The 17321-nt window shown below is 46.3% G+C and carries 11 protein-coding genes; 6 read left to right on the forward strand and 5 right to left on the reverse strand.

Annotation, left to right across the window (positions count from 1 at the left end; genetic code table 11):
- Positions 1–603 precede the first annotated feature (603 nt).
- On the forward strand, positions 604–3675 hold the full coding sequence (locus J7623_RS00825) for a TonB-dependent receptor (RefSeq protein WP_291916097.1): 3072 nt from the start codon (positions 604–606) through the stop codon (positions 3673–3675).
- A gap of 10 nt (positions 3676–3685) precedes the next feature.
- Complete coding sequence (locus tag J7623_RS00830) at positions 3686–5446, forward strand: RagB/SusD family nutrient uptake outer membrane protein (protein ID WP_291916099.1); 1761 nt, start codon at positions 3686–3688, stop codon at positions 5444–5446.
- A 78-nt stretch (positions 5447–5524) separates the two neighbouring features.
- Here the strand turns inward: J7623_RS00830 and J7623_RS00835 are convergent, their stop codons facing one another.
- From J7623_RS00835 to J7623_RS00845, 3 genes are read right to left on the reverse strand one after another with little or no spacing between them, the layout of a single operon-like run.
- Positions 5525–6973, reverse strand: coding sequence for a Gfo/Idh/MocA family oxidoreductase (locus J7623_RS00835; RefSeq protein WP_291916102.1), 1449 nt, complete (start codon positions 6971–6973; stop codon positions 5525–5527).
- A gap of 48 nt (positions 6974–7021) precedes the next feature.
- Positions 7022–7714: a gluconate 2-dehydrogenase subunit 3 family protein gene (locus J7623_RS00840; protein ID WP_291916104.1), complete on the reverse strand. Its 693-nt coding sequence runs from the start codon at positions 7712–7714 to the stop codon at positions 7022–7024.
- Between the two features lie 17 nt (positions 7715–7731).
- Entirely contained in the window at positions 7732–9471 is a 1740-nt protein-coding gene (locus tag J7623_RS00845) for a GMC family oxidoreductase (protein ID WP_291916107.1), read from the reverse strand.
- A gap of 83 nt (positions 9472–9554) precedes the next feature.
- On the opposite strand from J7623_RS00845, the gene J7623_RS00850 reads away from it, so the two are divergent.
- The gene (locus J7623_RS00850; RefSeq protein WP_291916109.1) at positions 9555–11027 is read left to right on the forward strand and encodes a gluconokinase; all 1473 of its coding nucleotides are present in this window, start codon (positions 9555–9557) and stop codon (positions 11025–11027) included.
- Positions 11028–11115: 88 nt separating this feature from the next.
- Here J7623_RS00850 and mutL read toward each other — a convergent pair whose 3' ends face one another.
- Complete coding sequence (gene mutL, locus J7623_RS00855) at positions 11116–13020, reverse strand: DNA mismatch repair endonuclease MutL (protein ID WP_291916111.1); 1905 nt, start codon at positions 13018–13020, stop codon at positions 11116–11118.
- Positions 13021–13345: 325 nt separating this feature from the next.
- On the opposite strand from mutL, the gene msrB reads away from it, so the two are divergent.
- A complete protein-coding gene (gene msrB, locus J7623_RS00860; protein ID WP_291916113.1) occupies positions 13346–13837 on the forward strand; it encodes a peptide-methionine (R)-S-oxide reductase MsrB in 492 nt (163 codons plus the stop codon).
- Between the two features lie 87 nt (positions 13838–13924).
- A complete protein-coding gene (locus tag J7623_RS00865; RefSeq protein WP_291916115.1) occupies positions 13925–14935 on the forward strand; it encodes a GyrI-like domain-containing protein in 1011 nt (336 codons plus the stop codon).
- A 55-nt stretch (positions 14936–14990) separates the two neighbouring features.
- Here the strand turns inward: J7623_RS00865 and J7623_RS00870 are convergent, their stop codons facing one another.
- Positions 14991–15269 carry a YciI family protein gene (locus J7623_RS00870; RefSeq protein ID WP_366838024.1) on the reverse strand — a complete coding sequence of 93 codons (279 nt, stop codon included), beginning with the start codon at positions 15267–15269 and terminating at the stop codon, positions 14991–14993.
- A gap of 214 nt (positions 15270–15483) precedes the next feature.
- Here J7623_RS00870 and J7623_RS00875 point away from each other — a divergent pair, with 214 nt between their 5' ends.
- Positions 15484–17304, forward strand: a complete 1821-nt coding sequence (locus J7623_RS00875; protein WP_291916117.1) for a DUF4836 family protein — start codon at positions 15484–15486, stop codon at positions 17302–17304.
- Positions 17305–17321: the final 17 nt, after the last annotated feature.

Below are 17321 nucleotides of genomic sequence, written 5' to 3' on the forward strand. Positions count from 1 at the left end.
CCATAAACGGCAAAAAAAATATTATTTACAGCAAAAGGAGGGATTTATCAGAGACGGGTAACGATAAAGCCTTCTTTTTCATACGTATACCTAAACGGATGGCGGACAAAAAAGTTACTTTCTCATGCGGGAGATCCTATAAATGGGTTCGGTTTATTAATTAACGCCCGGAAATTTTTGAACAATTGTAAAAAGTACATTTATTTTTAGAAAATAATTAAAGCATTTAGCAATAACTTACATACTGATGATTACCCATTTGTCGGAATAATAATCCACGTTGTACGCAAACAATATTTTTCACTTGTGACGCGAGTATCCTTGTAGCAGTAAGTAAAACCCGTAGTAAACCAAAATTTGAATATCACTTAAACAAAAAAACAAAAATCACTTGTTACGCGATTGCCTTCAGTGGCGGGAAAACCATCGCAGCATTAAACAAAACAACACCGTTTTATTTGTAGCCAATTGCCTTTAGGGGCAAGAAAAACCATCGTAGTAAACCAAAATTTGACTAACAAAACCACACATGTATGCTTTACCATTTAGTTGTATAAGAACTAAGTAGCAACCTGCATTTCATCACTCTAAATCACTTGTAGCATGAATCCACGTTATGCTAAGGCAATGCTATTGCTATGCCTTTTAGCAACCACTACCCGTGCCGTTAACGCACGTATGCCCATACCCAGCGTATGGCAGCAAGGCAACCTCACCGTAAAGGGTAAGGTGAAAGATATCAATGGCAACCCGTTGCCAGGCGTTACCGTGTTGGTGAAAGACACGAAGAAAGGCGCCACCACGGACGAGAAAGGAAACTATACACTGAACGATGTCAAAAAGGATGCGGTTCTCGTATTCCAGTACATTGGTTTTGATGCACAGGAAGTTAAAGTAGAAGGAAAAAACAGTATTAACCTGGTGTTGAAAGAAAACCAGAAAACCCTGGATGAGTATGTGGTAGTAGGTTATGGTACACAGAAGAAAGTAACCAAAACCGGCGCCGTATCCTCTGTAAAAGGGGCGGAGTTACAGCAATCTCCCAATGTGAATATCTCTAACTCACTGGTAGGGCGTATCCCCGGCATTATTGCGGTGAATAACAGTGGCGAGCCCGGTTACGACGGCTCCCGTATTTTTATTCGCGGTAGAAGTACGTTGGGTAACAGTAATCCGCTCGTAGTAATCGATGGTTTTCCAAGAGATGGTTTTGAGCGAATGAACCCTAACGACATCGAAAGCGTATCCATCCTGAAAGATGCGGCTGCAGCCATTTACGGTTCCCGCGCAGCCAACGGCGTTATTCTCGTTACCACCAAACGTGGTAAGGGCGGTAAACCTACACTGAGCTATGGCTTTAACCAATCATTTGTAACACCTACCAGGCTGCCTAAAATGGCAGATGCACCTACTTATGCAAAGGTGGTGAACGAAATTCTAAAGTATGGCGGCGATGCACCCAAATATTCAGATGAACAAATCAAGAAATTTGGCGATGGATCTGATCCCTGGCTCTATCCCAACACCAACTGGTACGATGCCGCTATCAAGAAATATTCACTGCAAAACAGGCATGATTTATCACTCAGTGGCGGTACGGATAAAATGTCGTACTACGTTTCCCTTGGCTCACTATTCCAGGACGGGATCTACAAACACAGCGCTACCAACTACAAACAACAAAATGTAAGAGCCAACCTCGATGCGGTAGTTAATGATTATATCCGCTTACGGTTCGACCTGGCAGGGCGCCTCGAAAACAGGAACTTCCCTCCACGCAGCGCCGGTTCTATCTTCCGCTCACTGATGCGTGGACGCCCTACTGAAAACGCGATCTGGCCCAATGGCTTACCCGGTCCGGATATTGAGTATGGCGACAACCCCGTAGTAACCGGAACTAACGCTATTGGTTACACGAATGATAAAAATTATGTGATCAATACCAACATGTCGGCCGTAGTAAATATTCCTTGGGTAGAAGGATTGTTTGTAGATGGAAGCTTTGCTTATGACCAGAATTTCGACTTCTATAAATCATTTATTAAGCCATGGACCTTATACACCCTGGCAGATGTGAATGATCCTACGCATAAGCTGAATGCAGCTTCCAGGGGTGTAAGCGCACCAGAACTCTCCGAGCAATATGGTACGTTACGTCAAACTACAGTGAACTTCAAATTGAATTATGTACGTTCTTTTGGCAAGCATAATTTGAGCAGCTTTATTGCGTTTGAGCAGGCTACACTGAAGAATGACAACTTTTCCGCGAATCGTAAATATTTCATCAGTGATAAATTGGATCAGCTGAGTTTAGGCGCCGATAAAGAAAAGAGTAACAGTGGCAGTGGATTTGAATATGCCCGCCGCAATTACTTTGGCCGTATCTCCTATAACTATAAGGAAACCTACCTGTTTGATTACAACATGCGCTACGACGGCTCTCAGAATTTCCCTGAAGGCAGACGTATGGGCTTGTTCCCTGGCGCGTCTGCAGGCTGGGTTTTGTCAAATGAAGGATTCTGGAAGAAAAGCATCCGCACACTCGACTACTTTAAACTCCGCGCTTCCTGGGGGCAAATGGGTAACGACCAGATTGATCCTTTCCAATATCTCAGTACCTACGGCTTTAGCGGCGGTGGGGTGATGTTTGGTGGCGATCTGAATAAAGGTATTTACCAGTTGCGTTCTCCCAACAGCGCTATTACCTGGGAAGTGGCCAACAACTACGACGTAGGTGTGGAAGCCAAAATACTGGGAGATAAGCTGGCCTTTGAAGGAGATTATTTCTTAACCCGTCGTTCCAATATCCTTGTTAGCCGCAGCTTATCCATGCCCGGCTATACCGGTATGACTTTGCCACAGGAGAACATTGGCCGGGTAGAAAACAAAGGATTCGAGATGGTCATCTCACATAAAAATGATATCAAAAAATTCCATTATGAGGTAATCGGTACTGTCACACACGCTAAAAACAAGATCCTGTTCTGGGATGAAACGCCTGGAGTACCCGCCTGGCAACAGTCTACAGGTAAGCAAATTGGAGCGCCCCTGTATTATAAAGCCATCGGTATTTATAAGGATGCAGACCAGGTTAAAAATACACCTCACCTGAGTGGAGCAAGACCTGGTGACGTAATTTTCGCCAACATCAACGACAAAGACAATGTGATTGATGACCTGGACCGGGTAAGGCTGGATCGTACCGAAAATCCTACCTGGATCTTTGGTTTAACCCTCACGGCGAAATTCAAAAACTTTGACTTTACGATGTTGTGGCAAGGGGCTACCGGTGCCAGCCAATACCTGCGTACAGAATCCGGGTTGATCGGCAACTTCCCTATGGCTTTTGTAAAAGATCGTTGGACAGAAGATAATCCTAATGCCTCCTGGCCAAGAGCGTATGACCGTGACCGTGAGTACTGGGTAAATCGCCAAAATACTTTCTGGTACTGGAATACAGATTATGCACGTTTAAAAACCCTGGACCTGGGATATAACATTCCCGGTAAAGTTTGCAAACGTATTGGATTGCAAAACCTGCGGGTATATGTAAGTGGACAGAACCTGCTAACCATCGACAAAGTGAAAATCTTTGATCCGGAAGCACCCAGTGGAAGCGGCCAGTACTACCCACAAACCAAGATTTACAACGTGGGATTAAACGTAACCTTTTAATTAATGCGTCATGAAAAAAGTAACGATTAAATATATAGCGGCCGCTGTACTGTTATTTACAGCTGCCACCAGTTGTAATAAAGACTTCCTGGAAAAGAAGCCGCTCAATGAATACGAGGAATCTGACGTATGGAAAGATGCCGGCCTGGTGCAGGCATTTGTAAATGACCTGTATGTACAAATGCGCCCCGGATTTAATGAAGTAATGCTTTCTTCCATGTCAGATGAAAGCCGCTTTATCCACGACTATAACACCTCCCGCGTGGTACAGGGCAATGCCTCTGCGGATGATATAGGCAGATTAGATGAATTTGCCAGATGGGATGCACATTATAAAGAGATAAGGAACTGTAATATGTTCCTGGAAAAAGTAGACGCGGTACCTTTTACGGATGAGAGCCAACGCACAAGAATGAAAGGAGAGGTACATTTTATGCGTGCCTGGTACTACCACATGCTGGTGAGATTTTACGGAGGTGTGCCCTTGATTACCAAAACATTCAGCATCAAAGGAAATGAACAGGAGATCCTGAATATTAAGCGGGCTACATTCAAGGCCTGTATTGACTTTATTACTGCAGAATGTGACAGCGCTGCACAGCAACTGCCTTTGAAATATGAGGCACCGGCCAGTAAAGGCAGGCTTACAAAAGCTGCGGCCTTCGCGTTGAAATCAAGGATACTGCTGTTTGCCGGCAGCGATTTGTTTAATGGACATGCCCCTAATGAGTTGATGGGGTACACGGGGACAGGACAACAAACCGCGTTATTAAAAGCCGCAAAAGACGCCGCAGATTCTGTCATGAATTTAAATGGACAGCATCTGTATAGCCTCTACGCACCTACTGATTCTGCAGCCGAAAATTACTCCCGTGTTTTTCTTGATAAAGATAACCCGGAGTTGATCTTTGTAAAGCAGTACGACAAAGCATTGTTAGGGACTTCGCACGACCTGTATAATGGGCCTAATGGTTATCATAACTGGGGCGGCAATGTGCCGATAGAAAATTTTGTGTCGGGCTATCAAATGAGAGATGGCAGCAATTTTTCCTGGGCTAATGCAGAGCAGGCGAAAGCGCCGTATAAAGGCCGTGATCCACGCTTTTATGCTACCATACTATATGACGGAGCAAAGTGGAAACCACGTCCCGCGGATGGAGCAAAAATAGATCCGATCGGAATTATACAAACCGGGAAATACGAGGCTATCAACGGAAAAGACAGTGTTTGGGGGCTGGATACCCGCAACAGTACCATTGAAAACTGGAACGGTACTTTCTCCGGTTATTACCTCCGTAAGTTTATGGATAAGAACCTGGATGCACAGTTTTTCCGGGGAGATCAGAACTGGATCTTTTTCCGTTACGCAGAAATATTGCTGAATTATGCAGAAGCCTGTATCTGGCTGGGTCAGGAGGCAGAAGGACAACGGGTACTAAACCAGATCAGGGCCAGGGCTGGTATGCCATTAATTAATGCTACCGGAGATGCTTTGAAAGCAGCATTGAAATATGAGCGGCGGTATGAGCTGGCATTTGAAGAACACCGCTTTTTCGATGCCCGCCGCTGGTATGATGTAGCACCAGTAGCTTTTAATGAAGATGCGAAAGGCATCGAGGTATTAGGATCGCAAATAGCAGGACATCCATTTACCTACCGCGTGATCGATATACAGGCACGCGCGTTTAACAGACAGAAAAACTACCTGTTGCCGATTCCTGCCAGCGAAATCAGGAAGAACGCCAACCTGCTACAACAACAGGATTATTAATAATAGGATGATATAAAATAAAAATGCAGCGGAGAGCTCTTCCGCTGCATTTTTATTTTTGCTGTACTTCAATAAAAGTTAAACGCCGAGTGACCAACCATCGCGGTAAGTACGTTTCACGAACTGGTTAGCTTCATCGAAGTTGGTAATCTTCATATTAGCACCATCCCAAAGCAGTTTGATATAGCGGCCAGGATAATCAAATCCTTTACCATTGGCTTTGGCCTTACGGATATCAAAGCTACGTATCGCCAGGTTCGCCATCAGGATACTTTCTGTGAGTGGTCCTGCAATGTCGAATGGAGAGCTCAATGCTTTTTGCTGCTTGCTGCCGTAACCGGCAATAGCGGCATTTACCCACTGTACGTAGTGTCCTTCCGGTACACGTGCAATAGTTTGTGGAACGCTGTCGGTGCGGGTAGTAGGTAACAGTTTAGGATACATACCATAAGTACCGCACATCATCTTTCCTTTATCACCGATGAAGATGGCGCCATTGCCACCGTCGCCCATTACTTCGTTAGGTCCCAGTTCTTCCGGACGTTCCGGCTGAATACCGCCATCCATCCAGTGCAGGGTTACTTCCTTACCATTTTTACCAGGGAATTTCATGATCACATGGGAAGAAGGAGGGCAGCTTTCAGGGAAGTAGCCACGATTAAATTCTCCAACATATACACTACCTACGCTACATTCTACCGAAGTAGGGTAGCCGAGGCCCAGCACACGGAATGGAGGTTCAATGATATGACAGCCCATGTCGCCGATAGCGCCGGTGCCGTAATCCCACCAGCCACGCCAGTTGAAGGGCACCAGGTTATCTACGTAATCTTTTTTAGGCGCGGTACCTAACCACAGGTCCCAGTTCAGTTCTTTAGGAACATCCTGGCGAGTAGTAGGCCAGGGAACGCCCTGCGGCCATACCGGTCGATCTGTCCAGCAATAAACGGTGTGTACATCGCCAATTAAACCGGCATTGTACCATTCCATCAGTTGACGAACGCCATCACCGGAAGAGCCCTGGTTACCCATCTGGCTTACCACCTGGTATTTGTTGGCGCCTTGTGTCAACATACGGGCTTCGTAGATGTCGTGTGTTAACGGCTTCTGAACGTATACATCTTTCTTTAACTGCATAGCACCCATGGCAGCCACCGCGTGTGTGTGATCTGGCGTGGATACGGATACCGCATCGAAATTTTTGTGTTCCTTGTCAAACATTTCCCGGAAGTCGGTGTAAAACTTCGCTTTAGGGAATTTCCTTACTGCTTCGGCGGCGCGACGAGTATCAACATCACAGAGGAAAGTAATGTCAGCCGGACCTTTAGCAAATTCGGATATATCGCTGAAGCCTTTACCGCCAACACCGATACCTGCTACACGCAGGCGATCGCTGGGCGCTACATAGCCCCGGCCTAATACATGACGTGGAACTATCATGAAACCGGCAGCGGCAAGCGCGCCGTTTCTCAGGAATGATCTGCGGGAGACATTGTTTTCCCCCTCATTCTTTTTTTCTGGAATCATTGATGTGAAGTTTTCTGGATTTAAGTTATGAAATAGCAATTTTGATCGTTAGTCCCAGGTCATCAGCTTACCCCTGTCTTCAATTTTAAGGCAGGTAGCCAATGTTTTTTCATCATAGGCATAACCATATTGCTTCAGCACGTCTGCTGGTACACCATCCCATTCATTGGGTGTATTACCAACATAGTTCAGGTCTTTCATACCTATCTTACTGGTAAAAAATCCTGTGGCCGTAAGATTACGCATCCGGTTAAAAAAGGCAACACCCTGGCTGTTTTCCGGGCTTGCTTTTTCGGGGTAGGCAATCAGGTCAACGATTTCTATCCGTTGTTGCTCACTACATTCTGCAAATGATTTATTGTATCGTTTGGCACATTGTACATCCAGCCAGCGCAAGCCACCACGCATCGGTAGCTGATGCTCGGGCATATCTTTTACAATGAAAGCGATGAATTCAGGTACTTTGGCATCGGAAGCACTGCCCGAATGCTCGTCTGCCGGAATAATAATATCCGCCAGAATAGTGATGGTTTTCATTTCTTCCGGGGTGAAGAAATTGTCTTCCATCAAGGCTTTATCCCGTTTGACTTCGTCTGGTGTGCGGCCATAGCCGGGCGTTTTGGCAACTTCATCTTTTTTGCCTTCGGTACTCTTTTTATCCTCACAACCAGTGGCGGACAAGATAGTACCTACAGATAACGTACCCAGTGCAATGGCCCGAAGTGATTCTCTTCTATCCATGAAAAAAACTTAAATGATTAGAGATTCTGTTTTTTCAATTGGTCTACAATATATTCTGATGCCCGCATAGAGAGCGCCAGTATGGTCCAGGTCGGATTTTTATCTGCCTGTGATACAAATGCGCCACCATCTACCACGAAAAGATTTTTTACTTCGTGTGCCTGGTTGAATTTATTCAACACAGATTTGTTGGGGTCATCGCCCATACGGGTGGTACCTACTTCATGAATGATACGCCCGGGGTTTTCCAGTCCGTATTTGGTGTCTGCGCCGGGTTTGGTGCCGTTGGCAATACCTCCCATTTCATGAATGATCTGTTCAAAGGTATCCTGCATGTGTTTGGCCTGTTTGATTTCATGATCACTCCAGGTGTAGTTGAAACGGAGTACCGGGATACCGAACTTATCTACTACGTTTGGATCGATCTCGCAGTAGTTATCTTCCCGTGCAATACATTCACCTCTTCCGGCAAAGCCGATCTGGGCGCCATAAAAGCGACGGTAGTCGTCTTTCAGCGAGGCGCCGTAGCCGCCGGCAGCTTTCGTTTGGCCGTCGCGTCCGGGATATTTTCCATTCATGCGCTCCATGTTAAATCCGTAGCCGTAGGAAGGCATGTGCATACCTCCACCAAATTCAATGTGGTAGCCACGTGCGAAGTCGAGCTTTTTGTTGTCGGCCCACCATGGGATATAGAGGTGCATACCGCCTACGCCGTCTTCGTTATAGCGTTTACGATCCATCAGTTGTGGCAAAAAGGCGCCACGGGATGAACCGGTAGAGTCATGCAGGTATTTACCTACAATGCCGCTGGAATTGGCCAGTCCGTTCGGGTGTTTGGCGGATTTGGAGTTGAGCAGCAACCGGGCAGATTCGCAGGCGCTGGCTGCTAATACCACTACGCGGGCATTCACAGAATATTCCTGCATATCTGTTTTATCGATATAGGCTACACCAGTGGCTTTGCCGCTGTTGTCTGTCATTACTTCCCGTACCATGGCGTTGGTATACAGATCCACATGGCCGCTTTTCATGGCAGGTTTCACCAGCACAGAAGACGCGGAAAAGTCGCCATACACGGTACAGCCGCGATTACACTGGCTGCAATAGAAGCATGGGCTGCGGTCTTTATTTACAGAACGGGTGAGGATCGACAGTCGCGCCGGGATAACGGGGATGCCTAAACGGTCGCCCGCTTTTTTTATCATCAGTTCATGAAGCCTGGGTTTGGGAGGAGGGAGGAAGAAGCCATCCGGTTCGTTGGGCATGTTTTCTTTGGAGCCGAATACGCCGATCATTTTATCAACGCGGTCGTAGTAGGGAGCTACCTCTTCGTAGCTGATAGGCCAGTCGTCGCCGAGGCCGTCATAGCTTTTATGTTTAAAGTCGCGGGGGCCAAAGCGCAGTGAAATGCGTCCCCAGTGATTGGTTCGGCCGCCTAACATGCGGGAGCGGAACCAATCGAACTCTGTTCCATTCTTTTTCGTATATGGTTCACCGTTAATTTCCCATCCGCCATAGGCGGCGTCAAAATCGCCGAATGGACGGGTAGTACTTGCGCCTCTCCTGGGCGATTCATACGACCATTTTAATTGAGTGGCCTGCTCGGGATCAGCCGGATCGTACTTTGGACCTGCTTCCAGTAAGGCCACTTTCAGCCCTGCGTCAGACAACATCTTTGCTGCCATGCCGCCGCCGGCACCGGAACCAACAATACAAACGTCATAAACCTTACCCTGTTTTTTGATTTCGAAAGCCATTTGCGTGGATATTTTTAGACTTTTTAGAAGAAACACCGGTTTTAAATCTATAAATTAAATGCGGAAAAAGGAAGGTTTTTTATATGAATGATCATACATCGTATATTATTGGTGTAGATATCGGCACCAGCAGTACAAAATCGATTGTGCAAGGAATGAACGGGGAAATTTTAGCTGTTTTTCAGCAGGCCTATACCACCCAACATCCACGGCCCGGATATAGCGAACAGGACCCCTCCGCGATCCTTGATGCGGTGAAAGCCGGTATCCGTGCGGTAGTGGCAAAAGTTGGGGCGCCACCCGCCGCTATTTCCTTCAGTAGCGCCATGCATAGCCTGATGGCTGTAAACGCAGCCGGAACGCCATTAACACCGCTCATCATCTGGGCCGACAACAGGAGTGAGCCCCAGGCACTGGCCTTGCGCAATACCCCCGAAGGGCAGTTGATATACCGGCAAACAGGGACACCTATCCATGCTATGTCGCCATTATGCAAAATTATGTGGCTGCGGGAGCAGGAGCCGGCGGTGTTTTCGCAAGGGGCAGTATTTGTGGGCATCAAGGAATATGTTTTTTATCACTTCTTCCGAAATTATATAACAGACCATTCTATTGCTTCTGCGACCGGCTTATTCGATATTCATACGCTGCAATGGAGTGCGCCGGCATTGGCAGCAGCGGGGATTACAGCGGAACGGTTGCCGCTTCCGGTACCTGCTGGTCATATTATCAGGGGACTAACGGCCGATATGGCCCAGGAACTAGGCATTCCGGGTGATACGCCTTTTGTAATCGGGGGCAGCGATGGCTGCCTGGCCCAACTAGGCAGTGGGGCGATGGATGCAGGTCATGCTACCCTTACCATCGGCACCAGTGGCGCAGTAAGGATGGCAGTGCAACAGCCCCTCACAGATGCACAGGCCCGTCTTTTTACCTATTTGCTCACGGACGATATATATATTACCGGCGGCGCCACCAACAACGGCGGCGTGGTATTACAATGGCTGCTGCGGGATTTTCTGCAAAGGCCACTCGGTGATTTGAATGAACTGGTGAATGAAGCGTTAACTGTTGATATCGGGCCGCTGTTGTGTTTGCCCTACCTGCTGGGGGAACGTGCGCCCATATGGAACAGCCATGCCAGCGCGGCCTTCATTGGCATACAACCCCAACATACGGCTGCGCATTTTACCCGTGCGGTGTTGGAGGGAATTTGCTTTGCCTTGTACAGCATTAAAACCGCTTTGTCAGAAACAGCAGGGCCGGTGCGTAAAATATCAGTGAGCGGCGGCTTTACCAGTTCTCCGGGCTGGATTCAGTTGATGGCAGACATTTTTGGGCAGGAGATGTACCTGCAGCAGGAAAGTGATGCTTCTGCCCTGGGCGCTATTATACTCGCCGCCCGCACACTGGGATGGCCGGAGCCGGATAATAGCAAAGTGGCAACAGATAAGGTATTCAAGCCGGATCAGCAGAAGTTGGAAGGATATCAACGGAAATACCGGCGCTTTCTAAAGCTATATGAGCAACTCGAAATTTGTTTTATCCAGGATTAGACTGATTATTTTATAAAAGATGAGGGAAGATAGATGTGGATAACCACTTCCATCTTCCCTCATCTTTTATAAAACAATCAGTCTCCGCTTAGTTGCCGCGTTCAAACATGCGCGCAAGGTCAGTGAGTTTAAATGATATGAAGGTGAATTTGCCGCCTGGCGCCACGTTTGGCATGCTGCAGGCAAACAGTTCATCGATAATATTCTGCATTTCGCGGGCAGCCAGTATTTTTCCGGCAGGGATGGCATTATTGCGTGCCATAGAGCGGATGAGCTGTTCCCGGGTATTTACTTTCAGCTCATGGCTAAAGTTTTTGAATTGTTCCAGCAGGTTTTCAATGGTGGCCTGGTTGTTACCATTCTGGATATCGGCGGGGGTACCACGGATAATGAAGGTATTGTTGCCAAATGGCTCGAGGTCATAGCCCAGGGTTTGCAGGTCGCCGAGCATTTCACTTACCAGGGCTGCATCTGCCGGCGGAAGTTGCAGGGTTTGTGGGAAGAGGCTTTGCTGGGTAGCCATGGGAGCTTCCACTAAGGCGCGTTGGTAGCGTTCATAGAGGATTCTTTCATGGGCGGCCTGTTGATCTATTAATATAAAACCCGATTTTATCTGGGATAAAATATACTGTTGCTGGATCTGTACCGGTACTTTCTGATCAGTGGCGGTATCCTGCCAGCGTTCATCAATTACGGAAGCAGTGGCATGGGGCTGACTTTCATACGTAACAGCAGGGCGGGTTTCCGGTGTTTGCCCGGCCGTATAGGTGCTATCACTATAGCTGTCGTTGTTACTGCTATTGGTTTCGTATAAGTCTTTCCAGTGCCTTAGGTTGCTGCTATTGCTGCTTTTGTCGATCATATGAGCCTGGTTGGCCTGTGTAAAGGACTTATACAGGGGGCTTTGAGTCGACTCATTCTGTTGTTGGGCGGTGAATGGTTTACTCACGGCATCGAGGGCCTGGATGCTGGGATCGAGGTCGAAGTCCAGCGTAGCGGTAATGCTAAACTGGGCCAGGGAGTGTTTCACGGCCGATTGTACAAAAGCATACATGAGTTTTTCGTCATCGAACTTAATTTCCTGTTTGGTAGGATGTACGTTGATGTCGACATGCTCAGGGTTTACATCAATAAACAGCACATACAGGGGGAATCCGTCTGCCGGGATAATATCGGCGAAGGCATTCATGACTGCATGGTTCAGGTAAGAACTTTTGATGAAGCGGTTATTGACGAAAAAGAATTGATCGCCCCTGGTTTTCTTGGCAGTTTCGGGTTTACCTACAAATCCATACACATTCATGTAATCAGTAGTTTCCTTTACGCTGACGAGGCGGGCGTTATAATGTTGTCCCAGGATGGCAACGATGCGCTGTTTAAGCGATCCTTTTTCCAGGTGGAACAGCTGTTGATTGTTGCTGGTGAGTGAAAACTGCAGCTGGGGGAAGGACATGGCCACGCGGATGAACTCATCTACAATATGCCTCATTTCGGCCGCATTACTTTTGAGGAAGTTTCTGCGGGCGGGCACATTGAAGAAGAGATTTTTCATGGCAATGCTGGTACCCTCTGCTGTTTGGCAGGGCTCCTGCTTTTTCACGAAGCTATTGTCGATTTCCACGTAGGTGCCTACTGCTGCGCCTTTTTTCCGGGTTTTAAGTTCAACCTGGGATACGGCCGCAATGGAGGCCAGGGCTTCACCCCTGAATCCCATAGTGGTGATCTGGAAAAGATCGTCGATGGATTGTATTTTTGAGGTAGCATGGCGTTCAAAGCACATCCGGGCATCCGTTTCGCTCATACCGCCGCCATTATCAATTACCTGCACTAACTCTTTGCCGGCATCTTTTATGATCAGCTGAATCTCCGTAGCGCCTGCATCCACTGCATTTTCCAGTAATTCCTTTACCGCTGATGCCGGTCTTTGTATCACTTCTCCTGCAGCTATCTGATTCGCTATATTGTCTGGTAATAAATTGATGATATCCGCCACTTACTAGCCTTTTGCGGTAAAGTTAACAATTTCTATGCAGTTGCTCATCGGTGATTATCAGACAGTTTTAAACAAAAAACCCACTGTTTTGTGAAATACCCGGTTGATTTGCAGGAAATAACAATCCATTATGCATGTTCATACGTAATTTTAGTAGAGATATTTTTTGCGCGACAGCTGACTGACAAATTCACAATGATAGTGTTAATGAGAAGTTAACGAATCAAAACTTTACATATATACCTATGGAATCGAATAATTTTGAATATCTCTATCAAGGTTACCCAACCATACTTGCCCGATAAGGGTTGAAAAATAGAAATCAATGGAAGATGGAAAAAAGAAGGGAGGAATTTACTCCCGAACAGATGCCAGTAAAGTAAATCTTACAGACGAAGAATGGAAGGAAGTACTACCAAAGGAGGTTTTTAACATTGCCAGGGAAAAAGGAACAGAATGGGCGTTCACCGGAAAGTATTGGAACAGTAAAGAAAGTGGTACTTATTACTGTGCTGCCTGTGGAAATCCTTTGTTTGTGTCCGATGCCAAATTCGAAAGCAGCTGCGGATGGCCCAGCTTTTTTCAGCCACTAACCAAAACCAGTGTCATTTATGCGCCAGACAATACTCATGGCATGCACCGGACAGAGGTATTATGTGGCCGCTGTAAATCGCACCTGGGACATGTTTTCGACGATGGACCTCCGCCAACAGGACTTCGTTACTGTATTAACTCAGTGATCCTGGACTTTGAAAAAGCACAGGAAGCAAATGAGCAATACCAACAGGACAAAGCCAACGATAAAGCGTACGAGTAGCCAACATTCTTCTGCCTGATTGCCAACGTGATGTGTCGGTTGAACAATAAAAAAACGTATTTTTATTATCATCAACCCCCGACCATTATGAAAGTACTTAAAACACTCGCCTGGATCTTAGGAATCATGCTGTTTATTCTGATTGCATTAATCTTTTTTGCACCCACAGCCATGCACGTGGAACGCACTGTAGAGATTAACGCACCAGCAGCTATTGTTTGGAACGATATTATCAGATTCGGGAAATTTAATGAGTGGAACAACTGGAAACAGATGGATTCTACGGCCCGCTTCACCGTTACCGGCGATGATGGTACTATTGGCGCTACAGATTCCTGGAAAGGAAGTAAAATCGGGGAGGGGAAGCTCCAGCATTTATCAATGGACACCTACAAGTCTGTTACCCAGAAGCTCACATTTATTACCCCTTTTCCCTCAGAGTCGGATGTGTACTTTCATTTATCAGAGGCTGCCGGCAAAACAAAAGTAACCTGGGGCTTTGATACCCGCTATAAACGTCCACAAAATGTAATGACGCTGTTTATGAAAAGCGCGCTGGAGAAGGATTTTGACCAGGGCCTCCGCAATCTGAAAAGTATGGCGGAAGCAGAGGTCAAAGGCCCCGGCACGCCTAATGGCATCGATGTCACCGTCCGGGAAATGAACTTTCCCGCCACCACGTATGCGGCTGTACGAAAAACCATCCCGATGAGCAGGATTACAGACTATTACCGCAAGAACCTGCCCACGATTTACCAGGCAGTGGCTAAATTACAGCCAGGAGTGCCCTGTGGCATCTTTTTCAGTTGGGATAAAAAACGGCAACAAACAGATATGGCCGCAGCAATACCAGTACCAGAAGGCAGTAAAGCCGCCGGCGGGTATGAAATTATTAAACTACCCGCAGCCCAAGCAGCATATGCCGACTTCTACGGGCCTTATAGTAACATAGCCAACGCACACGTGGCTATTCAAAAGTTCATTGCAGATAAGGGAAGGCAAATAATGCCACCCACTATAGAGATGTATGTAACAGATCCGGGCAAAGAAAAGGATAGTAGCAAATGGCTCACGAAGGTCATCTACTTTATGAAGTAATTATCCGGAAATAAAGAAGTGTAAGCGGTTGGCAAGGCATTACAAGGCGGAAAGACTATTTCTCCTGCGGGTTGGCATACATTGTTGGCTCAAATTCTATGATCTCGTAAAGAGCCAGTTGGTATTTTTCAAGTGGATCTTCGCTCATAATCTCTTCTACCTCCTTCCGACTGGAAGCATTACAAAGAATAACGGCGCCAGATCTGGGTTTCCGTCTCCCTGATAAAATAAATCGCCCACTTTCATAATGCTTTTGAAGGAAGGCAGTATGGGCCTCCATGAAGTGCTCTACCGCCGCCACAGGCCGTATGTATTGTAACATAATCAGGAACATAATGGTTTTTCTATGGTTTTTAGTAATAGTTTCATAGTTAGTAGCAAAGGTATAAACTTAATCAGTCAGGAATTATTGTATGCTGCCTGGGAAAATAGGACATATGCGCTACAAAAATATACGTACTTTTGCACGAATGAAATACCACGATAGTGGGAATGTATTGTTAGATCTCGTGTAGCTCCGAATCATTTTTTTAATTTTTATATCTTTTATGAAAAGAACAATTTCCAAAGTGTTGTTAACAGCTGTTTCCGCAGCGGTTATCCTGTCTTCGTGCTCTAAAACCCCAGATGAGAGCCGCTATATTCCGAAAACAGCCGGTTTGATTATTGACCTCAATGCCAAACAACTGACCACCAAACTGGTGACTAACGGCATTACTGTAGACAAACTGTTTGAGGCCACCCAGAGCAAAGACACTGCCAATGAGATGATGAAAGCCTGGAAAGATGCTGAAAATTCAGGTATTGACCTGCAAAGCCATTTCTTTGCTTCTTATGTTTTCCAGGGCCAGCCTGCTGAACATAAATCGTATGTATCTGGTACTGCTACCCTGAAAGATGCCGACAAATTTGAGGCCTACCTGAAAAAAACAGTGGAAAACTTCTCACTGAAAACACAAAATGACTTTAAATACATCTGGATTGCCAAACAGCACGCTATAGTAGGCTGGACTAAATCCACCGTGATTTATGTAAATGCCGTTGATCCGAATAACCTGGAGCGTTATGTGCCTGGTAACAACAACCAGGATGATCCCGTTGACGGAGGACAGGATGCTGACTCTACGGCAACACCTGTTGACGCTGCCACTGTTACACCGGTTGCCCTCAGAGCCACTGAAGATGATGCCGACATGAAAATGTGGGTTGCTGAAGTAGACCACCTCTTCCACCTGAAAAAAGAAGAGTCAGCCGGCTCCATCGAACCATTCGCCAAATTGCTGAAAGAAAACGCAGACGCAGGCATTTTCGTAAACCCGGAAGCTATCTATAATAGCGGCCAGTTTACCATGATCCCGGCTAACGTGAAAAAACTCATGGAAGGCACCTTCTACACCGGTACTGTTGACTTCCAGAACGGCAAAATGCTTTTCAACAGTAATACCTACCTGGGTAAAGAAATTGCTGCGATCTATAAAAAATACGGCAAAAAAGAAATCGACCTGGATATGTTGAGAAAATATCCTTCTGACAACATCACAGGTTTCATCTCTTATGCGTTCGATTTTCATATGATCGGTGAAATTATCAAGGCTACCGGTCTGGATGGTGTGGTAAATATGGCAATCTCCGGCAAATCCGGCTTAAGCATGGATGATATCCTGAATGCTTTCGACGGTCAACTGGTATATGTTGCCTCCGACTTCGCCATGACTAAGAAAGAAATGACTTACTCTCCCGGCGAGTTCTATGAAACACCCACTTCTAAATGGATATTCAACCTGAAAGTAGGTAATAAGGACGCATTCAATAAAGTAATGACCTCTCCAATGTTAAAAGACGTATTTACCCGCGAAGGAGATCATTATGTACCTGCTAATCCATTCACGGCGGCTACTATGCCAGCTATGTCTATCACCGATAAGTTTATTACCCTCGGCTCCGACAGCGTACTGCTGCAACAATACCTGGCCGGAAAAGGTAGTGCCAAATTACCGGAAGGCATCGAAGGCAAAATAAAAGGTAGCATGCTGGGTGGCTATGCTAACCTGGAAAAAATCATCGCCGTTGTACCGGAAGATAAAGTGGATGGAGCGGAAGAGAAAGATGTCCTGAAAAAAGTAAAAGACCTGTTCAAAGACTTCACCGTAGTAAGTAAAAACGAAGGTGGAGATGTACAGCACGCAGAAGCCGTACTGAACTTTAAAAATAAAGATCAGAACAGCCTTGTACAACTGGTAAACCTCGGTACAGAAACCGTTAAAGTAATGCAGGCAAAGAAAGCAAAGGAAAAGGCTTATGAAGACAGCCTCTTTGCAGCACCTGTAGATACTGCTATGCCAGCAGCGAACGCAGAACCAGCTCACTAATCTTTTTATCCATAAAA

It is taken from the genome of Chitinophaga sp. (assembly GCF_017745275.1).
Taxonomy (GTDB): Bacteria; Bacteroidota; Bacteroidia; order Chitinophagales; family Chitinophagaceae; genus Chitinophaga.

What these genes read in the sequence shown, in the direction of transcription:
- J7623_RS00865 (WP_291916115.1), top strand. Translation starts at nt 13,925, where the DNA reads ATGAAAGTACTTAAAACACTCGCCTGGATCTTAGGAATCATGCTGTTT.
- J7623_RS00825 (WP_291916097.1), top strand. Translation starts at nt 604, where the DNA reads ATGAATCCACGTTATGCTAAGGCAATGCTATTGCTATGCCTTTTAGCA.
- J7623_RS00875 (WP_291916117.1), top strand. Translation starts at nt 15,484, where the DNA reads ATGAAAAGAACAATTTCCAAAGTGTTGTTAACAGCTGTTTCCGCAGCG.
- J7623_RS00835 (WP_291916102.1), bottom strand. Translation starts at nt 6,973, where the DNA reads ATGATTCCAGAAAAAAAGAATGAGGGGGAAAACAATGTCTCCCGCAGA.
- J7623_RS00840 (WP_291916104.1), bottom strand. Translation starts at nt 7,714, where the DNA reads ATGGATAGAAGAGAATCACTTCGGGCCATTGCACTGGGTACGTTATCT.
- J7623_RS00870 (WP_366838024.1), bottom strand. Translation starts at nt 15,269, where the DNA reads ATGTTCCTGATTATGTTACAATACATACGGCCTGTGGCGGCGGTAGAG.
- J7623_RS00850 (WP_291916109.1), top strand. Translation starts at nt 9,555, where the DNA reads ATGAATGATCATACATCGTATATTATTGGTGTAGATATCGGCACCAGC.
- msrB (WP_291916113.1), top strand. Translation starts at nt 13,346, where the DNA reads ATGGAAGATGGAAAAAAGAAGGGAGGAATTTACTCCCGAACAGATGCC.
- J7623_RS00830 (WP_291916099.1), top strand. Translation starts at nt 3,686, where the DNA reads ATGAAAAAAGTAACGATTAAATATATAGCGGCCGCTGTACTGTTATTT.
- J7623_RS00845 (WP_291916107.1), bottom strand. Translation starts at nt 9,471, where the DNA reads ATGGCTTTCGAAATCAAAAAACAGGGTAAGGTTTATGACGTTTGTATT.